Source organism: Candidatus Limimorpha sp., assembly GCF_056203535.1.
Genome location: NZ_JBADWU010000025.1, coordinates 23,598 through 44,037 on the forward strand (window position 1 = coordinate 23,598; position 20,440 = coordinate 44,037).

General features: G+C 46.1%; 14 protein-coding genes and 1 pseudogene. 10 read left to right on the forward strand and 5 right to left on the reverse strand.

The features are described 5' to 3' along the window. Positions 1-79 precede the first annotated feature (79 nt). The 5 genes from AC06MN_RS03055 (at position 80) to rsmD (ending at position 3,394) form a co-directional block, all read left to right on the forward strand. Positions 80-856, forward strand: a complete 777-nt coding sequence (locus AC06MN_RS03055) for a radical SAM protein (protein WP_475670883.1) — start codon at positions 80-82, stop codon at positions 854-856. Next, a complete protein-coding gene (locus AC06MN_RS03060; RefSeq protein ID WP_475670884.1) occupies positions 856-1,257 on the forward strand; it encodes a hypothetical protein in 402 nt (133 codons plus the stop codon). The genes AC06MN_RS03055 and AC06MN_RS03060 overlap by 1 nt, the downstream gene beginning before the upstream one ends. Positions 1,258-1,347: 90 nt before the next feature. After that, the gene (locus AC06MN_RS03065) at positions 1,348-1,965 is read left to right on the forward strand and encodes a hypothetical protein (RefSeq protein WP_475670885.1); all 618 of its coding nucleotides are present in this window, start codon (positions 1,348-1,350) and stop codon (positions 1,963-1,965) included. A gap of 11 nt (positions 1,966-1,976) precedes the next feature. Continuing rightward, on the forward strand, positions 1,977-2,846 hold the full coding sequence (locus AC06MN_RS03070) for a DUF3822 family protein (protein ID WP_475670886.1): 870 nt from the start codon (positions 1,977-1,979) through the stop codon (positions 2,844-2,846). Beyond that, on the forward strand, positions 2,834-3,394 hold the full coding sequence (rsmD, locus tag AC06MN_RS03075) for a 16S rRNA (guanine(966)-N(2))-methyltransferase RsmD (protein ID WP_475670887.1): 561 nt from the start codon (positions 2,834-2,836) through the stop codon (positions 3,392-3,394). Before AC06MN_RS03070 ends, rsmD begins: the two co-directional genes overlap by 13 nt. Here the strand turns inward: rsmD and AC06MN_RS03080 are convergent, their stop codons facing one another. Both AC06MN_RS03080 and AC06MN_RS03085 read right to left on the reverse strand, forming a co-directional pair. After that, positions 3,395-5,137, reverse strand: a complete 1,743-nt coding sequence (locus tag AC06MN_RS03080; RefSeq protein WP_475670888.1) for a lysophospholipid acyltransferase family protein — start codon at positions 5,135-5,137, stop codon at positions 3,395-3,397. Positions 5,138-5,327: 190 nt separating this feature from the next. Then, positions 5,328-6,803, reverse strand: coding sequence for a hypothetical protein (locus tag AC06MN_RS03085; RefSeq protein WP_475670889.1), 1,476 nt, complete (start codon positions 6,801-6,803; stop codon positions 5,328-5,330). A 207-nt stretch (positions 6,804-7,010) separates the two neighbouring features. On the opposite strand from AC06MN_RS03085, the gene AC06MN_RS03090 reads away from it, so the two are divergent. The 3 genes from AC06MN_RS03090 to AC06MN_RS03100 all read left to right on the forward strand — a co-directional run bounded on the left by AC06MN_RS03090 (position 7,011) and on the right by AC06MN_RS03100 (position 14,481). After that, a complete protein-coding gene (locus AC06MN_RS03090) occupies positions 7,011-9,626 on the forward strand; it encodes a T9SS type A sorting domain-containing protein (protein ID WP_475670890.1) in 2,616 nt (871 codons plus the stop codon). 134 nt (positions 9,627-9,760) lie between these two features. Continuing rightward, the gene (locus AC06MN_RS03095; RefSeq protein WP_475670891.1) at positions 9,761-10,750 is read left to right on the forward strand and encodes a P1 family peptidase; all 990 of its coding nucleotides are present in this window, start codon (positions 9,761-9,763) and stop codon (positions 10,748-10,750) included. 161 nt (positions 10,751-10,911) lie between these two features. Continuing rightward, positions 10,912-14,481, forward strand: a complete 3,570-nt coding sequence (locus AC06MN_RS03100) for a C25 family cysteine peptidase (RefSeq protein WP_475670892.1) — start codon at positions 10,912-10,914, stop codon at positions 14,479-14,481. Positions 14,482-14,538: 57 nt separating this feature from the next. On the opposite strand, the gene lgt is transcribed toward AC06MN_RS03100, so the two are convergent. After that, positions 14,539-15,408: a prolipoprotein diacylglyceryl transferase gene (lgt, locus tag AC06MN_RS03105; protein ID WP_475670903.1), complete on the reverse strand. Its 870-nt coding sequence runs from the start codon at positions 15,406-15,408 to the stop codon at positions 14,539-14,541. 301 nt (positions 15,409-15,709) lie between these two features. On the opposite strand from lgt, the gene AC06MN_RS03110 reads away from it, so the two are divergent. Then, positions 15,710-16,204, forward strand: a complete 495-nt coding sequence (locus AC06MN_RS03110; RefSeq protein WP_475670893.1) for an RNA polymerase sigma factor — start codon at positions 15,710-15,712, stop codon at positions 16,202-16,204. Beyond that, positions 16,201-17,394, forward strand: a complete 1,194-nt coding sequence (locus AC06MN_RS03115) for a hypothetical protein (protein WP_475670894.1) — start codon at positions 16,201-16,203, stop codon at positions 17,392-17,394. The genes AC06MN_RS03110 and AC06MN_RS03115 overlap by 4 nt, the downstream gene beginning before the upstream one ends. Positions 17,395-17,424: 30 nt before the next feature. On the opposite strand, the pseudogene AC06MN_RS03120 reads toward AC06MN_RS03115, so the two are convergent. Both AC06MN_RS03120 and AC06MN_RS03125 read right to left on the reverse strand, forming a co-directional pair. Beyond that, positions 17,425-17,556: pseudogene (locus AC06MN_RS03120) on the reverse strand (AAA family ATPase); the annotation flags it as partial. Positions 17,557-17,802: 246 nt separating this feature from the next. Further along, positions 17,803-20,379 carry a beta-mannosidase gene (locus tag AC06MN_RS03125; protein WP_475670895.1) on the reverse strand — a complete coding sequence of 859 codons (2,577 nt, stop codon included), beginning with the start codon at positions 20,377-20,379 and terminating at the stop codon, positions 17,803-17,805. Between the last annotated feature and the right edge of the window lie 61 nt (positions 20,380-20,440).

Below are 20,440 nucleotides of genomic sequence, written 5' to 3' on the forward strand. Positions count from 1 at the left end.
GCAAAAATAGCAACTTTTTAGCAAATATTATCCAGCAAATACCGCAATAGGTTGTATCTTTGCCGAAATTTTAGGAAAAATGGGGATTTTATTCAATGATTTGGTCTTTGGTCCGCTGAAAAGCAGACGGTTAGGCATTTCACTCGGTGTCAATCTAATGCCAAAGGCAGGCAAAATCTGCTCCTTCAATTGCATCTATTGCGAATGCGGCTGGAATGATGACGAAAAAGCCGCACGCCTTATCAAGCCTAAAAAGGAAGCCATCGAAGAAGCCTTGGAGCGCAAACTTAAAGAGCTGAAAGGCACAGCAATAGAGCCAGAAAGCATAACATTTTCAGGTAACGGCGAACCGACTTTGCATCCGCAGTTTGCCGAAATCGTCGATATGGTCATCAGGCTGAGGGATTTGTACTGCCCGAAAGCCGTCATCAGCGTGCTGACCAACGGCACAATGATTGGCAATGATAAGGTTTTCAACGCTTTAAACAAAATTGAGAACAACATTGTGAAACTCGATGGCGGCACCAAGGAATGTGTCGAAGCCATCAACCTGCCAAACTTTAAATTTGACCTGGAAAAATACATTGAGCAACTGAAATGCTTCAACGGCAATCTGACCATTCAGACGCTTTTCCTTCGCGGCGAGCACAACGGAAAAGTGATTGACAACACAACGGAAAACGAAGTGAATCAATGGATTGAACATCTGAAAGCAATCCGTCCGAAACGTGTCATGATGTATGTCATCGAACGTGCAACGCCAGAAGAAAACCTTGAAAAAATCAGCAAAGCGGAAATGGAAACCATTGCTGAAAAAGTGAAATCATTAGGCATCGAAACTGAAATCTACGCATAATGGAAAATTATCCTGTGAAAATACTCATGGCTTTCGCCTGCACTTTTGACCCGGGCGGAGAGGAATTTTTCGAGTGGCTCATGCGCAACGGTTATCCCGAATTGGGCGCTCTAAGCCATGCCATTCAAGGCGATTCGGGTGCCAAAGACTGGTTGCTCAACAACGGCTATCCGCAGTTTGCGGCCTTGGACTGCGCCATCGACGAAGAAAAACCAGCTCAGGAATGGTTGCAAAAAAACCATTTCGAACTGCTTCTTTTGTTGTCACGCGCCATAAATAATTACGAAGATGCACTCGATTGGTTCCAAAAAAAGGAACTTGGCATTTTCATTATCATTGCCGATAAAATACGTAAGTATTTAGACGACAAATATTTAGATTACCATAAAATTCATTTTTAAAACAAAGCGCATTTTTTTGACCAACATAAACGAAAAATCAATAAATTTGCAGCCACTTATTGTATAAAGCAAATATCAAATAATTGTAATATGAAAAAAGGAACAAACGTACTCATCAACATCGTTCTTTTCGCTGTTGTAGTCTTTTTAGCCATTAAGGTCGTCCAGAGCATTCAGGCTCCTATCAAATTCGGTAAGGCACAGAAAGCCCGTGAAGAGCAAGTCATTCAACGTTTGAAAGACATCCGTGACCTTGAAGTCCAGTACAAGCAGACAAACAACTGCTACACAGGAAGTTTTGACACGTTAATCAGATTCTGCCAAACCGCTGAAATTCCGATTGTGAACATTATTCCTGACCCTGAAGACACCACTTTCACCAAGACCATTAACGATACCTTAGGTTTCGTGAAAGTCATCGACTCACTCTTTGGAAAGCGCAACGGCTTCAATATTGCCGAAATTCGCACTGTTCCATTCAGCGAACCTACCCAAGAATTTGAACTTGAAGCTACAACCATCCAGCGCAGCGGAATCAACGTCCCTGTGTTCCAAGCCCAGACTCCTTACGAAGTCTATCTGAAAGGTCTTGACGAACAGAGAGTCCGCAACGCAAAGGCCGAAAAGGAAGCCATCAACAGATATGCCGGCATGAAGGTCGGTTCATTGGAAGAAGCCTCAACGGAAGGCAACTGGGACCAACTCTAATGATGGTTTGAATGACGACGTCATTACATCCTTATATCAGCAAGTTTGATGAGGGTTTTGATGTCGGCAAGACACAAGAATACAGAATAGCCATCCAATTCACATTGGGTGGCTTTTCGTATCTCATTATGGATGCCGGCACAAAAGCCATCATAGCCATGGAATCCTATTTGTCGGATGACTTGACGGACGAAAAAGACATTTTCAGCACATTTGAAAAAGCACTCGCCCTCAACAAGTTAAACGGCAAAAAGTTCCAATCCGTAACTTGTATTATCGGAAACCGAAACTACGCCTTGATTCCAAACGAACTGTTTGACGAAAAAGAATCATCCAAGTATTTGGGATTTCTTCATACGATTCCACAAAATACCCTCATCTTGAACGACAATCTGTCTGAAAATGAATGTCATGGCATTTATTCGGTTCCGAATTATCTGATTGAAAAAATCAAAGGGATTTGGCCCGATGCAAAAATCGTCCATGAAAGCAGCGTTTTTCTCAGACAGGTTTCCAACGTAGCCAAATTCAATGCCATAACACGCATCTATTTATACGTCAAGAACCGCAGTTTCGATATGGCCGTTTTCAAAAACGGGAATCTTTCATTCTTTAACAGCTTCAAATTCAACACGAAAGATGATTTCCTGTATTTCCTAATGTTTGCCATTGAGCAACAGAAAATGTCAGCCGATGAAACTTCTGTCTGCGTTTCTGGCATGATTTTAGGCAGTTCGGAAATTATGAAACTCTGCGAAAGATACATTAAGGACATACGTTTCATCAAAAATGGCGATACAATCAAAGTGAGCGAGGCATTGAAAGAGATACCAAGCCAATACTATTACATTCCATACCAAGTTTTGCAATGCGAATCATAAGAGGAAAATACCAGAGAAGACAAATCGTTGCGCCGACCAACCTGCCGGTGCGTCCGACGACCGACATGGCCAAGGAAAGCCTGTTCAATATTTTAGAGAACTATTATGATTTTGAGGAAATTGAGGCCTTAGACCTGTTTGCCGGCACAGGCAACATTTCCTACGAACTCGTTTCCCGAGGCTGCCCGAAGGTGGTCTCCGTCGACATCGACCCTGGTTGCGTGAAGTTCATTCGTGAAACCGCCAGCAAACTTGAGATGAAAGAACTGCTTGCAGTACGCTCCGACGTGTATCGTTTCGTTGCCAGCAACAAGGCGCAATACGACTTGATTTTCGCCGACCCGCCTTACGATAACGTTGACTACGAGCAACTTGTGGAGGCGATTTTTGAAAACAACCTGTTGAGAGAAAACGGCATGTTCGTGCTGGAACACAGCAAACGCATCAATTTCGAGGAACATCCACACTTCATGGAACAAAGGCATTACGGAAAAGTGAATTTCACTTTCTTTGCACAAACCATCGAAGAAACGGAAGATGAAGATTGATTAACGATAGCCAAATCTATCAATAGCCTCTTGTCTTTCTTCCTCGGTACTATCCTTGAAAAATGGCAGGATTTCTTCTTCGGGGAACTCCTTGAAAGTCAATAACAACAACCCGTCCAAAGTATCATTGAAATCAGGGTCGACATTGAAGCACAACAATTTGGAATTCAGCTTCAAATACTTTTTAAACAAGGTTGGCATTCGGAAATTGCCATTGCTGAGACGGAACATGTATTTGTCGAATTTCTCAACTGAGTCCATGCCTTGCGCAAACAGCACATTCTTATCAACTTTCAAGAAATCAGGAACGAAAGGTGTCTTTGATGTAATGGCATTGGCCATATTATCAGCAGCACGATGTTTTTCAGTGACATAATGCACAATCATACTCTGATAGAATTTCGGATACCAAGAACTAATGCTCACCGGTCCTATGAAATAATCCATGTCCTTATTCCGAATCACGACAACTGAAAGACCTTTCAGGAGTAACATAAGGGGCAGCATTTCCTTCTGATAATCAACGGAAACGAAAGATCGGCCTAATTCGATTGTCTTTCTCAAAACATTATCAAAAGAGGAATCAATATTAAATAAAGTACTGATATAGAATCCTTTCTGTCCGTAACGTTCCATGATTTCGTTGCCAAAGCCAAAACGGTAACTGCCAGCCAGCTGCTGTTTGGCATTATCCCAAAGAATCAGATGCTTGTAATGTTTGTCGAATTCATCAGTGTCGATGCTATTGCCTGTTCCCTCACCAATGGCGCGGAAAGCCAGTTCGCGTTGACGCGCAATTTCAAACATAAAGTTTGGAATATCATCATAATCAGCAAAATAGCAATCATACGTCGAGGCAGAGAATAAGTATGACTTTTCGCGGATTTTCTCCAATTCCTGAATTAGAACTGAATTATCCTTTGGCTTGGAAACTGCCTTCGGCTTTTGGAAAAGGCATTTCTTCGGTTCTTTGATGATGTTGGCTTCGAGGGCGTAGCAGCGGCAACGCAAATAAGCCGCCAACTCTGCATTACCGTCAAAATCAGCGATTTCGGCCACAGTGACAGGTTTACCTATCTGGAGCGTAATATGCTTATCGTGCTTGTTCAGAAGCTCTCGTGGGAGTCGGGCCGTGCCCAACATTTCGTTGATTCTATCAAGGAAATAGAACACACGCGAGTTTTGGCCTTCCCAGAAAACCGGAATGACCGGCACACCCGCATTCTTGATAATCCGAGCGATAGACTTACTCCAAGGCAAATCCTCCGGATAGTCATGGCCATGATAGCGAGAAACTTCACCTGCGGGAAACACACCCAAGCCTTTTCCTTCTGCCAAATGGTTGATAGCTCCTTTTACACCGCCAACGCTGCTTTTCCACTCAGGATTTTCAGTGAAAGGATTGACTGAGAAAAATGCATCTTTCAAATTTGGAATACGGGACAACAGGAAATTGGCCATCACCTTGAAATCGGGACGCACTTTTGCAATGGCAGCATACAACATCACGCCCTCGATAGCTCCAAAAGGATGATTGCTCACCACTACAAAACCACCCACCTTTGGAATACAATCCAATTGGCTTTGTTCAATGTTGCAAGTAATATTCAATGTCTTGAGGACTTGTTCAGCGAACTCACGACCCTGATAATCAGCGGCTGAATCAAAAACCTTATTGATTTTTCCCAACCCGCAGACACCATAGGCAGCACTAGCGACACAAGACCCGAAGAAGCCTTTCATTCCGAGTGCGCTCTTAATGTCAGATATTGTCACTACTTTTCTCATAGCCTGAAATAAGGAACAAAGATAGGGATTTTATCTTTCCATTAACGGTGCTTGTCATTTTTTTTCAAAATTCATGCTTTCAAAACATGAAATTTTTGAAGGAAAGACTGTTTTTCAAGTTCAAAAAGCAATGGAAATGGCGTCATCAATTCACATCGCCGTAAGCGGAGGCCGTTTCAATGTCGACTTCGCCCTTGTCAATCAGCGAACGCTCTTTTTCAAGGAATTTCACACATTTCAGTTTGAAACATTCCGAAATGCTGTCATCGTCGATGCGGATACAGATGCCTTCGCGTGGCACTTTCTTTCTGCAAAGCGGATCGTTCTGTTCCATGCCGAAATTTGCCGTGTCGGTTTTCATGCGCTCCAAAAGATTCTCGTGCCAATGGTCATCAATGATCAAATCGGGATACAAATCCTTCAAAGCACCGTGATACAGCACGTTGATAGGCTTGACGCGCTTGGTCAGTTCTGGATGAGCCGCAACGAGGTTTTCCGTCCACTGCTTCACATCCAACACGTTCCACTCGCGGACGCGACCATTTTCGTCTTTCGAGGTGATGCGGTAAATCATGACGAAATTTTCGCCTTCCTGACAGCCGTAATCATATTCCTTCTGAATCATCTGCTGCACGCCCGTCAGATAACCGCAAATCTCGCCATAGATGCTCATGCCTTTTTCGACATAATCTTCAAGTAAAGTATTGTATTCGCCCCAAATGTCAATGTCGTAAAAGCTCTGTGAATCAACACCAAAGCTGAGGAATTGATTCTTGATGACGGTGCGCGACGAATAGACATTGCCATAATCAATGGTATACTTCTGCCATTTCTCGGGCAGTTTTGCATATAGTTTGTCGAAAATGTTTTTCAGCCATTTGATGTTCGTTTTCAGCGTCTTAGGATATTTCACCAGCACGTTTGCAATGACAAAAGAAGTGCCATGTTGTTTGCAAGTGATTGTAACAATGTCGTTTGGCTTGAAAAGGCCGATATTCTTGTTCAGCGGATCGGTTTCGTAATGGAAATGAAATTCGCCCTCAATCATTCTGTCGTAACGTTTCAGACGCTTATCCCAACGAGGGCTGCGCTGCTCGCGTTTCGGCTGGACGAATGGCACATAAACCTTGATGAACAAATCGCCGCAGATGGTGTCGAAATCCTTGCCGACACAATCCTCAAGATTCAGCGTTGCAAATTCAGGCTTCCAACGTGCGATGGCCTTCTGGCTGACCAGAAAACCCATCGAAGGGCAACCTCTCAGGCGAATCATCTTGACACGCCCGTGCTTGTTGAAGAAACCCACCTTGCGTTTGGCTTCGTCCTCTTTGCCTTCGGCCAACAGAGCCTCAACTTCCTGATAATTGGCATTGAGTTCGCGGCTCGACAGTTCAAACAGATTGTTGACCGAAAGAAACTCCTTGTTCAGCTGCGTCTCGTTGCAGCAGTAAACCATCAGGTCGCCTTCCTTCACTTCGTCCTTGCGCACAACCATCGAGTAGCCGTCGACAATGGTCTGGCACAGGAAATCAGAGTTTTCAACAGGTTTCAGTTCGCCGATTCTCACGACCGAAGCGCAATATTCAGCCTTTGCATTTTCCGATAATGATAAAATTTCCATAATTTCTTTCCTCCTTTTTTCAAACGCAAACCCTCACAAATTGTTCATAATAAACGTATCGGGAATTTGCATCTGTCTAAATTTCCATAAAGTTATGTTTATTGTTTTTGTTGATTCGGCAAAAATAACATAAAAATCGGAAATAAGTTGTTTCATAATTTCATAATTTTGCACAACTGAACACAAACACATTAAATATCTATACCTATGAAAAGATTATCTCTAATTCTAATGCTGATGTTGTCAGTGGTTTGGTCGTTCGGTCAGACTACAATACACATCGATTTCAACGATTTCACCGAAGATGCCAACATCAACGGCCAGCAAGGCTGGGTGGCACGTCCGCACAGCGCAGGTAATGGCGGCAAGCCGCTTTACACCGGCTTCTTAGGACCTCGCGGCATGATGACGCCCGACGAGACCATTGGCGTTTTCTCGGTCTGCTCCGGCACAAGTTATGGCGACATTGCCACGCACAGCCTCAGTGATTACGGCTTCGATTTTTCAACCGGCGGTGTCATCGAGGTTGAATGTGACATGTGGCGCGAATGGTGGGGCGACTTCTTTGGCATCGGTTTCGATGGCGATGGCGACGGTGTGGTGCTGCCTCCTATCCTCGGCAACTACGAGCCTATCCGCCCGAATCCAAACGGCACAAGTCCCGATGGCGGCATTTACATGCTGACCACCGGCATCAACGAAGAAAACCCTGACGGTTTCATGAACGGCATCATCCTGCCGAACAACACGATGGCTTTCGATTTCGATTTCGAACCTCATCAGAAATGGTACCGCTGGAAGATTTCCATCGACTTGGATGCCAATGATGGCGCAGGCGCCGTCACCTTATTCATGATGCGTGAGGTGCCGAATGGCGAGTTCGAACCTGTTCCAGGTTGCCAAGGTCTGCCTATCGGTCTCACCCCAGGCAGCGGCGACAAATTCGACCCAGCTGCATGGAACGGCATTTTCATGCTGAATAGCGGTTACGGTGGGTTCGACAACTTCACCGTCCGTCACACTCCTGGAGGTCTGGCTGCCCAGTTCATCGACTTTGCCGCTATTTCTGACCAGTTGGTTTACAACGATCCAATCACTCTTCAAGCCACGGCTTCATCAGGTCTGCCTGTGACATTTGAAATTGTGGAAGGTCCTGCAACCTTGGATGGCAACATCCTCACTTTGACCGGCGAAGAAGGCCTTGTGAAAGTCCGCGCCAGCCAAAACGGCGACGGCACGCAATGGCAAGCCGCTCCAGCCGTGACGCAGTCATTCTATGTGGTTGACCCTGAAAACTATGCTCCTGAAATCACCATTCGCCGTCCTTACGAGGGCACGAAGGTCTACATGCCTGATTTCAATCATCCTGTGATGCTGGTTTTGAGTGCCTACATCGATCATGGCGATGCCATCAAGTTTGAAGAAGTGAAATGCACCATCGATGGCGAAGACTTCATTTTGAAGACTGACTATCCCGACAAACCATCCAACGGCTACTGGTACACGACCTGGCAGCCGACGGCAGCAGGTACTTATAATATGACTGCCAGCATCAAGCAGTCGGGCGGCAAGGTTACGACCGTTTCCAACACTTTTGAAGTGACGACCGATTATGAAGACATGAACGTGACCGCTTTCAATGGCGATTTGATTGTTAAGCCTGGCGTGCAGAACAGCTTTGGCGAATATGTCTTCCCAACCCACGTCAACGCTTTCAATGCCATCAACTTGCACTATGACCATCATTGCGTGAACGGCAACTGCGACCCTTACGACCGTGTGGGTTACTGCCGTGTGAAGAACTACCGTGGTGATTGGGTTGAACTGTACCGTTACATCACCCCATTCGGCGTGGAATGTCAGGATGATTTGGACGTGACTGATTTCACCACCTTGTTGCAAGGTCTCGTTGAATTTGAATTGTATTGTCAGACTTGGACCGGCGATGGCTACAATCCTGTCGCCACCTTCGAATACACCAAAGGCGCTCCCGAATATCCATACGTCGACATCAATGAACTTTGGTTTGGCGGCTACGATTTCGGCGACTACGAAAACCGTTGCCCAGTACCAGCACGCACCGTCGAATTTGCACCAGGCGTTCAGAAAGCCAGTCTGAAACTGACGACCACCGGTCATAATTGGAGCAGCGGCACCAACGGAAACTACAACACGGGCAATGCCGCTGAGTTCTACGAAGCCACGCATAATATTAATATTAATGGTGCAACGGTCTACACGCAACATCTGTGGAGAACCTGCAATCCGAATCCGGCAGGCTGCCAGCCTCAAAACGGCACTTGGACATATAACAGAAGCGGCTGGTGCCCAGGCAGTTTCGGCATGGTTTGGGATTTCAGCCTCGACGATTACATCACCAACGGCTCATGCGATTTGGTGTATGAATTCGACCCGACCTACATCGACGAATGTCACCCGAACTTCCCTGACTGCGTAACCGGACAGAACAACTGCCAGAATTGCCAGGATTCCGACAACCCGATTCTCAGAGTTTCGGGCAAGTTCGTGACCTACAGCAACAACAGCGACATCGTGTTAAGTGTTCCATCTCACCCAGATGTTGATGAAGACCCATTCACGGTCAGCATTACGCCTAACCCGGTGAAGGGCAACATGACTATCTTGACAGACTACACCATGGGCCGCATCAGCGTGCATATCTTGAATGCTCAAGGTGTTGAAGTGAAAGGTTTCAACATGAAGGAATCCGCCACCATCGACATGAGCGATCTGCCGGCAGGCCTGTACTTCGTCAACCTGATTGGCGGTAAAGTCGTCACTAAGAAAGTTGTTGTTGAATAAAACAAAGATTTAAAACGAACACGGGTTTCACGGATTGACACAGAAAAGTTTGACCGAATAATCCGTAAAATCCGTGTTCGATAAATAAATTCACATTCAATCCGTATATCAATTCTAATCATCTGTTTTTCATAATGGTTTCATCATCCAACTCCCGATCCGCCGTAAAGCACATTCCATTTTCCGATTTGAAAGGCATCAGCGTCGGCAACGCCCAAAACAACGAGGCCAAGACTGGCGTCACGGTTTTCTATTTTCCTTATACGGCATGCGCCGCCGTCAAAGTTTTGGGCGGAGGTCCTGCTTCGCGCGAAACGCCCTTGTTGGATTCCGAACGCAGCAACACACCTATCAATGCTTTGGTTTTTGGCGGAGGATCTGCTTTTGGTTTGGAGGCTTCGCACGGCGTGATGAAATGTCTTGAAGAAGCAGGAATAGGTTTTGATACGGGTTTTGCATTGGTTCCAATTGTCTGTCAAAGCGATATTTACGATTTGTCGTATGGCAAAGCCAATGTGCGTCCCGACATGGCTATGGGTTACGAAGCCTGCGAAAACGCATTGAGGGCAAGCCATGCCGAAAGCGGCAATGTCGGCGTTGGTACCGGCGCAACCGTTGGCAAAGCCGAAGGCATGAAGCAATCGCAGAAAAGCGGCATCGGCTATGCTGCGGCACAAATCGGCGATTTGATGGTAGGCGTGGCTGCCGTGGTCAATGCTTACGGTGACATTTATTATCATGGAGAAAAAATCGCTGGCATGACCGATAATGAACGTTTTGAATTTCAAGATGTTGCCGATGCCTTGTTCGCAACGCAACCGCACAATTTATTCACAGGCAACACTTCGCTTGTAGCCGTTTTTACCAATGGCGATTTCGACACGGCTGCGCTCAAGAAAATCGCCAACATGAGTTCTGCTGGTTTTGCCAGAGCCATCCGCCCCGTCTTCACCATGGCAGATGGCGACACCATTTATGCCGTTTCGGTTGGCAAGGACAAAGTCGCTGCCAACGTGAACGTAGCGGGCACCCTCGCCGCCGATTTGGTGGAGGAAGCCATGCGAGATGCAGTCCTGTCTAGCAAAATTCCCGATGAAGAATTCCTAAAAAACATCATTTTCTGATTAAGTAATGCTAAAAAAATAAGTTGTAACACATCTAAACATTAGCCGTTGTTTTCCTGTTGAATGCACACATCTTACAAAATATCAACAGGTTGCAATGTTGCGAGTTATAATTATCGAAAAAACACTATTTTTGCAGCAATAATCACAATTCAACAACTATGAAAAAAGCATTTTTCACACTCCTGCTCGCCATCATGTCGGCTGCCGTTTTTGCGCAGCAATGGACAGGCATCATGAGCAGCAATCCATCAACCATCAAGGCACAACTGATTTCCTCATCGGAAAGCAGCATTAAGGTCAATGTGCAAGTTCCTGGCTTTTATGCCAATACGGTCACGACACCACGCGGCGAAGCCAATGTAATTTCGGTTCCGAAAACCGTCAGCACCTTTGGCGCAGGCGAACCCAACCTACCCATGATTGCCATTCCCGCCATCATCGGTGATGCACAACGTTACGGCATCCGCATCATCAATGCACAATATGCTGATTTTGAAATAAACGTGGCTCCTTCAAAAGGCGATTTTCCACGCAGCATCAATCCCGATGATGTGCCTTACACCTACGGTGAAGCCTACAATCAGGATGCTTTTTTCCCTGCCCAACAGATTGGTTTGTATGAGCCTTACATTTTGCGCGATTTCCGTGGGCAGAACATGGTCATCTATCCTTTTGCCTTCAACCCTGCCACACAAACTTTGCGCGTCTATTACGACCTGACCGTCGAAATGTTTAGCGAAGGCATGGGCGGCGAGAACCAACTGACCCGCAAGTCAAGCAGCATCAAAATGGATTCCGAAATGAAAGCCCTGTATGCCAATCAGTTCATCAACTACAACGAATCGACTGCCAAATACACCGTCATCGATGAAGAAGGCGACCTGCTCATCATCTGCCACGATGCTTTCATGGATGCCATGACGCCATTCGTCAACTGGAAAAAACAGATTGGTCGCCCGACAACCATGGTTGGCACCAGCACCGCCGGTACCACCGACCAAGCCATTCACAGTTACATTGAAGCCCAATACAATGCCAACCCCAACCTTATGTATGTCCTTCTCGTCGGCGATGTTACCCAAATTCCAGGCCACAGTTTTTCCACTCCTGGCTACGGCGGCAAGTCCGACAACTGGTATGGTCAAATCGTTGGCAGCGACTATTATAACGACATTTTCATTGGCCGTTTTTCCGCTGAAAATACCGACCATGTCACCAATCAGGTCAACAAGGTCATCCATTACGAAAGAGACATCAACGCTTCCGACACCTGGCTCATCAACGGTTTAGGCGTTGCTGCTTCCGCTGGCGGCGGCGGTCACTTCGGCGAAGACGACTGGCAGCACATCAACAACATCCGCACAGATTTGATGAATTATCATTACGAAACGGTCTATCAGGAATATTATGCCACACCCGGTTACTCATCTACCACACAGCAAATCAGCAACAGGGTGAACAGTGGCGTGAGTATCATCAACTATTGCAACCACGGCAACCAAACAGCATGGCAATCTCACAGTCCTTATTATTCCAACTCATACGTCAATGCCTTGACCAATGTCAACATGCTGCCCATCATTTGGTCGGTTGCCTGTCTGAACGGCCAATATGACTACAGTCAGCCATGCTTTGCCGAGACTTGGCTCCGCGCCAACAACGGCAGCCCAGAGCAACCTACAGGTGCCATTGGCGGAATGTTCTCCTACATTTCACAGCCTTGGGTTCCTCCAATGTACGGTCAGGACGAAATGGTCGACATCCTTGTTGAAAGCTATAGCAACAACATAAAGCGCACCCTTGCCGGCACTTCGATGAACGGTAACATGAAAATCCTCGACCAATACGGGCAAGGCGGCGGACAAGGCCTCGGCACCTACATGGCTTGGATTCTTTACGGCGACCCGACCCTCACCCTGCGCAATGCCGTACCTGAGAACATGAATGTGACCCACGGCAGCAGCATCGGAACTGGTTCTACCTCATTCACCGTGAACGCCAGCAATGGCAACGGCGCCCGCGCCACCTTGACACGTAACAACGAAATCATGGGCTCGGCTATCATCAATAACGGCAGTTGCCACATTACCTTCAATGCGCCTGGTCAGACTGGCACCGCCACATTAACCGTTTTCGGCTACAACAAAATAACCTATATTGCTACGATTGACATTACACAAGGCGGTGCTCCTGACCCAATCAGCGTGACCTGCTCCGCCAGCCCAAGCATCATAGCCCGCGGCGGCAGTGCCACACTGAACGCCATGGCGACAGGCGGCGACGGCAGTTTCACTTATCACTGGACACCTGCCACTGGCTTGAACAATGCTAACATTCAATCACCTACGGCAGCCCCAACACAAACCACGACCTACACTTGCACCGTAACCTCAGGTGGAGAGACAGCCACAGGCACAGTCACTATTACCGTGGTTTGCCCGCCTGCCAACCTGACAGCCACCGTGGTCAGCAACAGCAACGTAAATCTGAACTGGACCGCAGCCAACCCTGCCCAAAGCTATAAGATTTACCGCAACAACACCATGATTGCCCAAAACATCACAGCCAACACTTACACCGACCAAAATCTCAGTGCAGGCACTTACAACTATCAGGTTGCCACGGTTTACAACGGAATAGAATCGCCAAAGTCGAACACGGCAACGGCTACCATTAACGCTCCTTTACAAGCCACTGCATCAGCACGTCCGGCAACGATTGCAGAGGGCGAAAGTTCAACCCTGATAGCTTATCCGCAAGGCGGAACCGGCACTTACACTTACAGCTGGTCGCCAGCCGCTTCGCTGAACAATGCCAACATTCAGGACCCAACCGCCACGCCAACACAAACCACGACCTACACCGTTACGATTACCAGCGGCAGCGAGACCGTCACGGCAAGCGCAACCGTTACCGTGGTCAAGGCTCCGACCAATGTCCACATTACCTTTGGCGAACACCCGACCATCAATTGGGCAGCCATTCAGCCTTTCACGAGTTTCAATGTGTATCGCGGTGAAGAACTGATTGCCAGCAACATAACAGGCATGAGCTACACTGATACCGATGTCGTTCCTTGCCCTGAAGAAGAATACTGCTACAGTGTTGCCACGGTTCACAACCAGGCCATAGCTCAATCGGAAGAAGCCTGCGATGCCATGGAACTCTTCCTCTTCCCCGTCAGAAATGCTGCGGGCGAATATGTCTGGAATATGGAAAATGACTATGGTGCCAATCTTACATGGAACACGCCAGAAGAACCCGTAAACTGCTGGGAAATGACCGGTTTCAACATTTACCGTGAAGAAGAAATCGAGAAAGAATTTGTCTTGGTTGCCAACGTTCCGGCCATTGAAGGTCAAGAGGAATATGAATATTTCAACCCGGTTCACTCTGGTTCGGTTTCCTACATCATCAAGGCCGTTTATGAAAGAGAGGACGAAACGCTTGAATCGGATGGCAATGTCATAGAGATTTTCATCACTGACATTCAGGAAAATAATGATAATGTTTCGATCTTCCCGAACCCGACTAACGACATTCTCAACATCAAGGCTGAAAACATTGAAAACATCCGCGTTTTCAACCTCTTTGGTCAGGAAATCATGAATGTCAATGTTGACAACGACAACTGCATCATCAACATGTCGCAATTCACAAAAGGCATTTACATGCTGAAGGTTGAAACGGCAAACGGCATCGCTATGAAGCGCATCGTCGTTGAATGATAATCCATCACTTGACAATAAAAAAGCGGAAGTCTTACGGCTTCCGCTTTTCGTTTTTCATTGCACCTGCTTGCGTTTCTTCACCGCACTCAGTATCCAAATCACGATACCCGCCACGACAAACGGGACGCTTAGCCATTGGCCCATGTCCCAAGTCATGTTCTGTTCGAAATCGACCTGCACGTTCTTCAGGAATTCAATGCAGATGCGCGAACCGAAAATGATAATCAGAAAGACGCTGAACATCACGCCAGGCTGACGGTTGCCGAGGTCGCGTTTGTAGTACATCCAAAGCAAAATGCCCATGGCCACAAGGCAGAAGAAAGCCTCGTACAAACCCGTCGGATGACAAGGCAACCATTGATCGGGCGAGCAGCAATTGCCTGCCGTACAAGGATAATAATTATCAAAAGAGCCACAGAATTGTTCCTGACCGCGCATGAAAACAAAGCCCCAAGGCAAAGATGTAGGCGTGCCATAGATTTCGTGGTTCATCACGTTGCCAACGCGAATCATGGCGCCGACAAGACAAACCACGATGACAATTCGGTCAAGAATCCAAATGTATGGCTTTTTGACCACCTTTCGGGAATAAATGAACAAACCAATCAAAATGCCAATGGCGCCGCCGTGACTGGCAAGACCACCTTCCCAAATCTTCAGAATCTCAATGGGATGCGACAGATAATAATCGGGTTCATAGAAAAGACAATGTCCCAAGCGCGCACCGAGGATTGTCGATACAAGCATGTAAACCAACAATTTGTCCAAAGAATCATCGGTCATTTTTTCACGCTTATAGATTCTTTTCATGATCATGTAACCGAAAAGGAAACCCAATGCCCACAAAAGGCCATACCAACGCACCTGCAAACTGCCAATGGAAAACAGCACAGGGTCAGCATTCCAAGTGATGTAATTTAAAATCATAATAATTCAATTTTGGGGCAAAATTAGTCTTTTTCCGCTGAAAAGAAATCCCGATTTCATAAATAATTGTTATTTTGAAACCAAACAGAAAGAGATTTGCTGCTGGCTTTTGGCTATTAGCTTCTGGCATAATGGCTCTTTAAACAAAAGTTATTCTTCTTTTTTTTGATGATTTTTATGAGCCAAAAGCTAAAGGCCAATAGCCAAAAGCAACATTTTGACCAACGAATCATAATTGTCATTTTTTTTCACCCAACATGTAACTTTTTTGACTTATTTTCGTAGTACAAAAGAACGTATGAACAGAAGTCAGTACAATAAGTGTGTTGAGCAGTATGCCGACAGGGTTTTCCGCTTCGCTTTGTCGAGTCTCCGCGACGAAGACAAGGCAAAGGATGTCGTGCAGGAAACCTTCGCCCGCATTTGGGAACACGTTGACACTGTGGAATTTGAACGGGCAAAACCCTATCTTTTCACGGCAGCTCACCACATTATGATTGACGAAATCAGACGTTGTCAAAAGACTGAGCCGCTTGATGCGACCTACATTCAGGAAAGCATCAGCAACAGCTACAGCGACATTCAGGAAGTGCTTCACAGCGCATTGGCAACATTGCCCGAAGTGCAACGCAACGTCATTCTGCTCCGCGACTACGAAGGCTACAGCTATCAGGAAATCGGCGAAATTACGGGACTGAGCGAATCACAAGTGAAAGTCTACATTTTCCGTGGCCGCACCGCACTCAAAAAACAACTCAAAAGCATTGACAACCTAATCGACGTAGAACCATGAAAATCAGCATAGACAATTACGAAGCATATCTCGTCGACTACATGGATGGCCGCTTGAACAACGCTGAAATCCAGCAGTTGAAAGCATTCTGCGTCCAAAACCACATCGATTTCGAGGAACTCACCGAAGATTTGCCCGTTTTGGAAAGCACCGACAACACCTTCTATGAAAAGGAATACCTGTTCAAAAACAAAATCGTTCCATTTGGCAACATCAACGAAGATAATTACGAAGAACGTTTCATCGCCTATCAGGAATTGCTTCTTGACGACGAAGAAGAACGCGAAGTTGAAGAATTTGCAGACAACAATCCATTCTTGCTCAAGGATTTACGAACCTACGGCAATTGCAGATTAGAGCCTGACACGACCATCGTCTTCAAGGATAAAGACAACTTGAAGAAAAAAGCCGTCATTCTTCCACTTTACGCAAAAATTGCAGCGGTGGCGGCGGTCATCGCCGTGTTATTCGGTTTGTTCTGGCTGCCCAAAAATGAAGATGACAACGCACACCAGCAGCCCGTGTTGGTTGAATTGACACCTGAACCATCTGAAAATGTCTTAAATCCATCTGGAAAAGAGAGCGTTATTTCACAAGATGAGGAAGGTAGAGACGTAGCGCACTACGACTCTGACGACAAACAACAACAATCAAATGAAGACGTTGTGCGCAACATCTCTTCGGAAAAACAAATTGCATCACACAATGAAGACGTTACACGCAACGTCTCTACGGAATTTCTCGCCGAGAACGAAACGGAAGAAATTCAGGAGATTAGACCTGAACAAATTGGCATAGAACATGAATTATTGGCTTCTTTGACGCCAAAGAATGCAACCGAAATTGAAGTCAGCAAAACTTTTGCCATTGAGTACAATTTGCTACCCGAAAGGGTCTTCTTCCTTCCAATGAACGATTTTTACCTCGCCCAAAATCAGGAATGGAACGAAAATGATGATTACGAATATTACGACCATCATCGTCCCTCGCTGATTGGCAAAGGTATCAGCTGGCTGAGCAAAGGCCGCTATGGAAGCATTGGCGAAATCATCAGCGACGGAATACATATCGCCAAGCGCGAAGTCATCGAATTGTCTGAACAAGCGCTTGTTGCCGTTTACATCAAAGCAGACGAAAGTTTCGACGAAGCCAAAAACCGCTGGGAAGAACGCTTTGAGCGGAAAGAGTAGAAATATAGCGCGCTACATTTCTACAGCGTTTCAATTCCTTAGGCACCCAATCGGAACGACATAAACACCATCTTCACGCTGATAGGCAAAACCATCAAGGCCAGTCAAAACCATCAAAAATGACGGGGCTTTCATACGCGTTGTGTCGATATTCTTACTCAATATAGAATTTATCATAAATTACATATAATCAACATTCTCCAAAAACTTTTCAGTAATTTGAGGCGATTTCATTCAGTAATTTGAGGCAATTCTATTCAGTAATTTGAGGATTTTTCGTTCAGTAATTTGAGGATTTTAAACTAGACACAAATAACACGGACTATCACGGAATTGTTTTGTTACAAAACATCAATCCGTTAAATCCGTGTCATCCGTGTTCGCTTATATCAATCCGATATTTCCGCGCTAAAAGTCATTCAGGCAGCGAACCGCAAAATCTGTAGCCGGCTTATCCGTCTTGTAGAAAATGCGTTTCGTTTCGCCAGCGCCCAAATCAAAGAAATTATCGGAGAATGAGCCTTGTCCTGAAAGCGTGTAAATCTGCACATCCTTGGCAAAGACATCCGTCGTCAATTCAACGATCGTCTCGCCATTCTCTTCCTTGACATCATATTTTACGTTTGCCTTGGGCAGATTCAAATCCTTCGGATAAACCAAATAGCAAAAACGCTCCGCAATAAGTTTGTCATTATCAGCCAGTTCAAGTTTCACATAAACATCTTTCGACTTAACTTTCTTCATAAATTTCTGAAGTCCTTCGACTTGGTAATTCACATTCTGAAAATCGGCAATTATCACTTCCATTTCCTTCTCAAACAGCACATTGCCCTTGAAATCCACAACCTGAGTCTTCAGATTGCCGGAAATCGGCGTGTGCAAATCGGATGTGACTGAAACCGAACAATCTTTCTTGCTCACATTCAGCGACAAAAGCACAGGCGCATACAAGGAATTCAACTTATATTGAAACGCTTTCTTGTTGCCGTAATGGTCGATGGATGACCACGAAACCACAGGCCAGGAATCGTTCAGTTGCCAATACAAAGTACCCATATTGTAAGGCTTTGCCTTGCGGTGCGCCTCAATCGCAATCTCCATACCGTAAGCCTGCGAAAGCTGACTCATATAGACATAATCGGCAAAATCATCTGGCAATGGATAATATTTCCTGATGAAATCATCTATCAATTTGGTGCCACGGCCATGCTTTTGATGCGCTTCTATCAAATCACAACCCACTGACAATTCGGCGGTTGCATCTAATTTCTGCAAAGTCGTAATGTCTGGATACGACTGATAGCCATATTCGCTGTTGAAGCGGCCTACCTTCTCGCGGTAGATTTCGTAAGGCTGTTCGCCCCACCAAACGCCCCAGTAATGCACATCGCCTTCGGTCAGGCTTTCGGGCCTTCCCCAGCCTTTTGATGGCGAACTCGGCCAATACGGGCGCGTGCCATCGCACTCAGCCACCACGCGAGGCAAAATCTGCTCAAACAAAGTGTCGTAACCCGCTTTCATGGCCTTGTCATCGTCCTCCGACCAATTCAAGGATTGCTGCCAACCCCAATTGTAATAGCCTTCCGAGATTTCGTTGCCGCCACACCATAGCGCAAGCGACGGATGCGACGCCAAACGTTTCACCTGCTGTTCAGCTTCGATAGTGACATTATTCAGAAAATCAGCATCATACGGATACATTGAACCGGCATACATGAAATCCTCCCAGACCAGAATGCCCAACGAATCACAGATGTCGAAGAAATAATCATACGGATAAATGCCACCGCCCCAAACACGCAACATGTTGAAATGCGCTTCCTTAGACTTCTGCAACAAATCCAAATCGACAGCCGGATTCATCCACGAAGTGAAATTGTCCTGAGGAATGTAATTGGCGCCTTTGGCATACATCGGCTGTCCGTTCACCTTGAAATAGAACGATGAACCTTTCGCATCGGGTTCTTGAATCATCTCGAAGGTCTTGATGCCGGTGCGAATCATTTTTCTGTCGGTAATCTTGCCGTCGTAATTCAGGCAGACCTCAAAATCGTAAAGCGGCTGAGCACCCATTTCGTTAGGCCACCAAAGTTTCGGATAATCAATGACAAACGGCATTTCAACGCTTCTGTTTTCAGTCAGACTGAAATTCTTTTCCTGCAAAAGCACACCTTGATGAAACAGTTGCAAGGTCACGGAATGTTGCTTGTGACTGTCTTTATGATTCAACCGCGACTGCAAGTCAACCATGAGCTTCATTTCGGCTTTCGTATCGACAACATTTTTCGTGACCACATTTGCCGTAGCGATACGCGCACCCGAATAACCCACCAATTTGACAGGTTTCCAGATGCCTACATTCTTGTATTTCGGCGCCCAGTCCCAGCCGTGCTGATAGGCGGCCTTGCGGCTCATGGCATATTTTTCGGGGAAACGCGGCATGGCCTTATCGTAAAGCGCAAACAGCGTACTGTCATAACGCGGAAAACTGATTTCCAGCACATTGTCAATCTCGCGAAGCGGATAAACCTCTTGGAAGGAATCGCGTACAGCTTCGATGGTCGAACCTTTCACCGTACGCAACGGCACCGACCAGCAGCGGAACATATTGTCGGCACGAAACAGTTTCTGCCCGTTCAAGACCACATCGGCGTATGTGTCGATGCCCTCAAAAATCAAGTCGATGAACTCGCTTTGCAGCATTTCCTTGTTGACATTGAAATGCAGCGTGTATTTCCAAGGATGGTCGGAGACCCAAAGTAAATCGTTCTCCACTTGACCGAGATATGGGTCGGGAATGATTCCTGCATCAAACAAATCGGTCTGCACCACAGATGGCACGCTGACATTCAGATTGATACCAAGCGTGTCGCCGGTTAAAGTCCAGCCTTCGGAAAGCATTTGTTCCTTGACGGGATTCGTCTCTTCCTGACATGAGGCAAGCGCCAAAATCAAGATTGCAAAAAGTATCAGTTTTGTTTTCATCACGATTTATATTTGTTTCTTTTTCAAGAATTAGAGAATTAGAGAATTTTTTTCGGACACA

Bases quoted from the DNA above. Each gene is read 5' to 3' on its own strand.
- AC06MN_RS03055 (WP_475670883.1), top strand. From the start codon at position 80: ATGGGGATTTTATTCAATGATTTGGTCTTTGGTCCGCTGAAAAGCAGA.
- AC06MN_RS03060 (WP_475670884.1), top strand. From the start codon at position 856: ATGGAAAATTATCCTGTGAAAATACTCATGGCTTTCGCCTGCACTTTT.
- AC06MN_RS03065 (WP_475670885.1), top strand. From the start codon at position 1,348: ATGAAAAAAGGAACAAACGTACTCATCAACATCGTTCTTTTCGCTGTT.
- AC06MN_RS03070 (WP_475670886.1), top strand. From the start codon at position 1,977: ATGACGACGTCATTACATCCTTATATCAGCAAGTTTGATGAGGGTTTT.
- rsmD (WP_475670887.1), top strand. From the start codon at position 2,834: ATGCGAATCATAAGAGGAAAATACCAGAGAAGACAAATCGTTGCGCCG.
- AC06MN_RS03080 (WP_475670888.1), bottom strand. From the start codon at position 5,137: ATGAAAGGCTTCTTCGGGTCTTGTGTCGCTAGTGCTGCCTATGGTGTC.
- AC06MN_RS03085 (WP_475670889.1), bottom strand. From the start codon at position 6,803: ATGGAAATTTTATCATTATCGGAAAATGCAAAGGCTGAATATTGCGCT.
- AC06MN_RS03090 (WP_475670890.1), top strand. From the start codon at position 7,011: ATGAAAAGATTATCTCTAATTCTAATGCTGATGTTGTCAGTGGTTTGG.
- AC06MN_RS03095 (WP_475670891.1), top strand. From the start codon at position 9,761: ATGGTTTCATCATCCAACTCCCGATCCGCCGTAAAGCACATTCCATTT.
- AC06MN_RS03100 (WP_475670892.1), top strand. From the start codon at position 10,912: ATGAAAAAAGCATTTTTCACACTCCTGCTCGCCATCATGTCGGCTGCC.
- AC06MN_RS03110 (WP_475670893.1), top strand. From the start codon at position 15,710: ATGAACAGAAGTCAGTACAATAAGTGTGTTGAGCAGTATGCCGACAGG.
- AC06MN_RS03115 (WP_475670894.1), top strand. From the start codon at position 16,201: ATGAAAATCAGCATAGACAATTACGAAGCATATCTCGTCGACTACATG.
- AC06MN_RS03125 (WP_475670895.1), bottom strand. From the start codon at position 20,379: ATGAAAACAAAACTGATACTTTTTGCAATCTTGATTTTGGCGCTTGCC.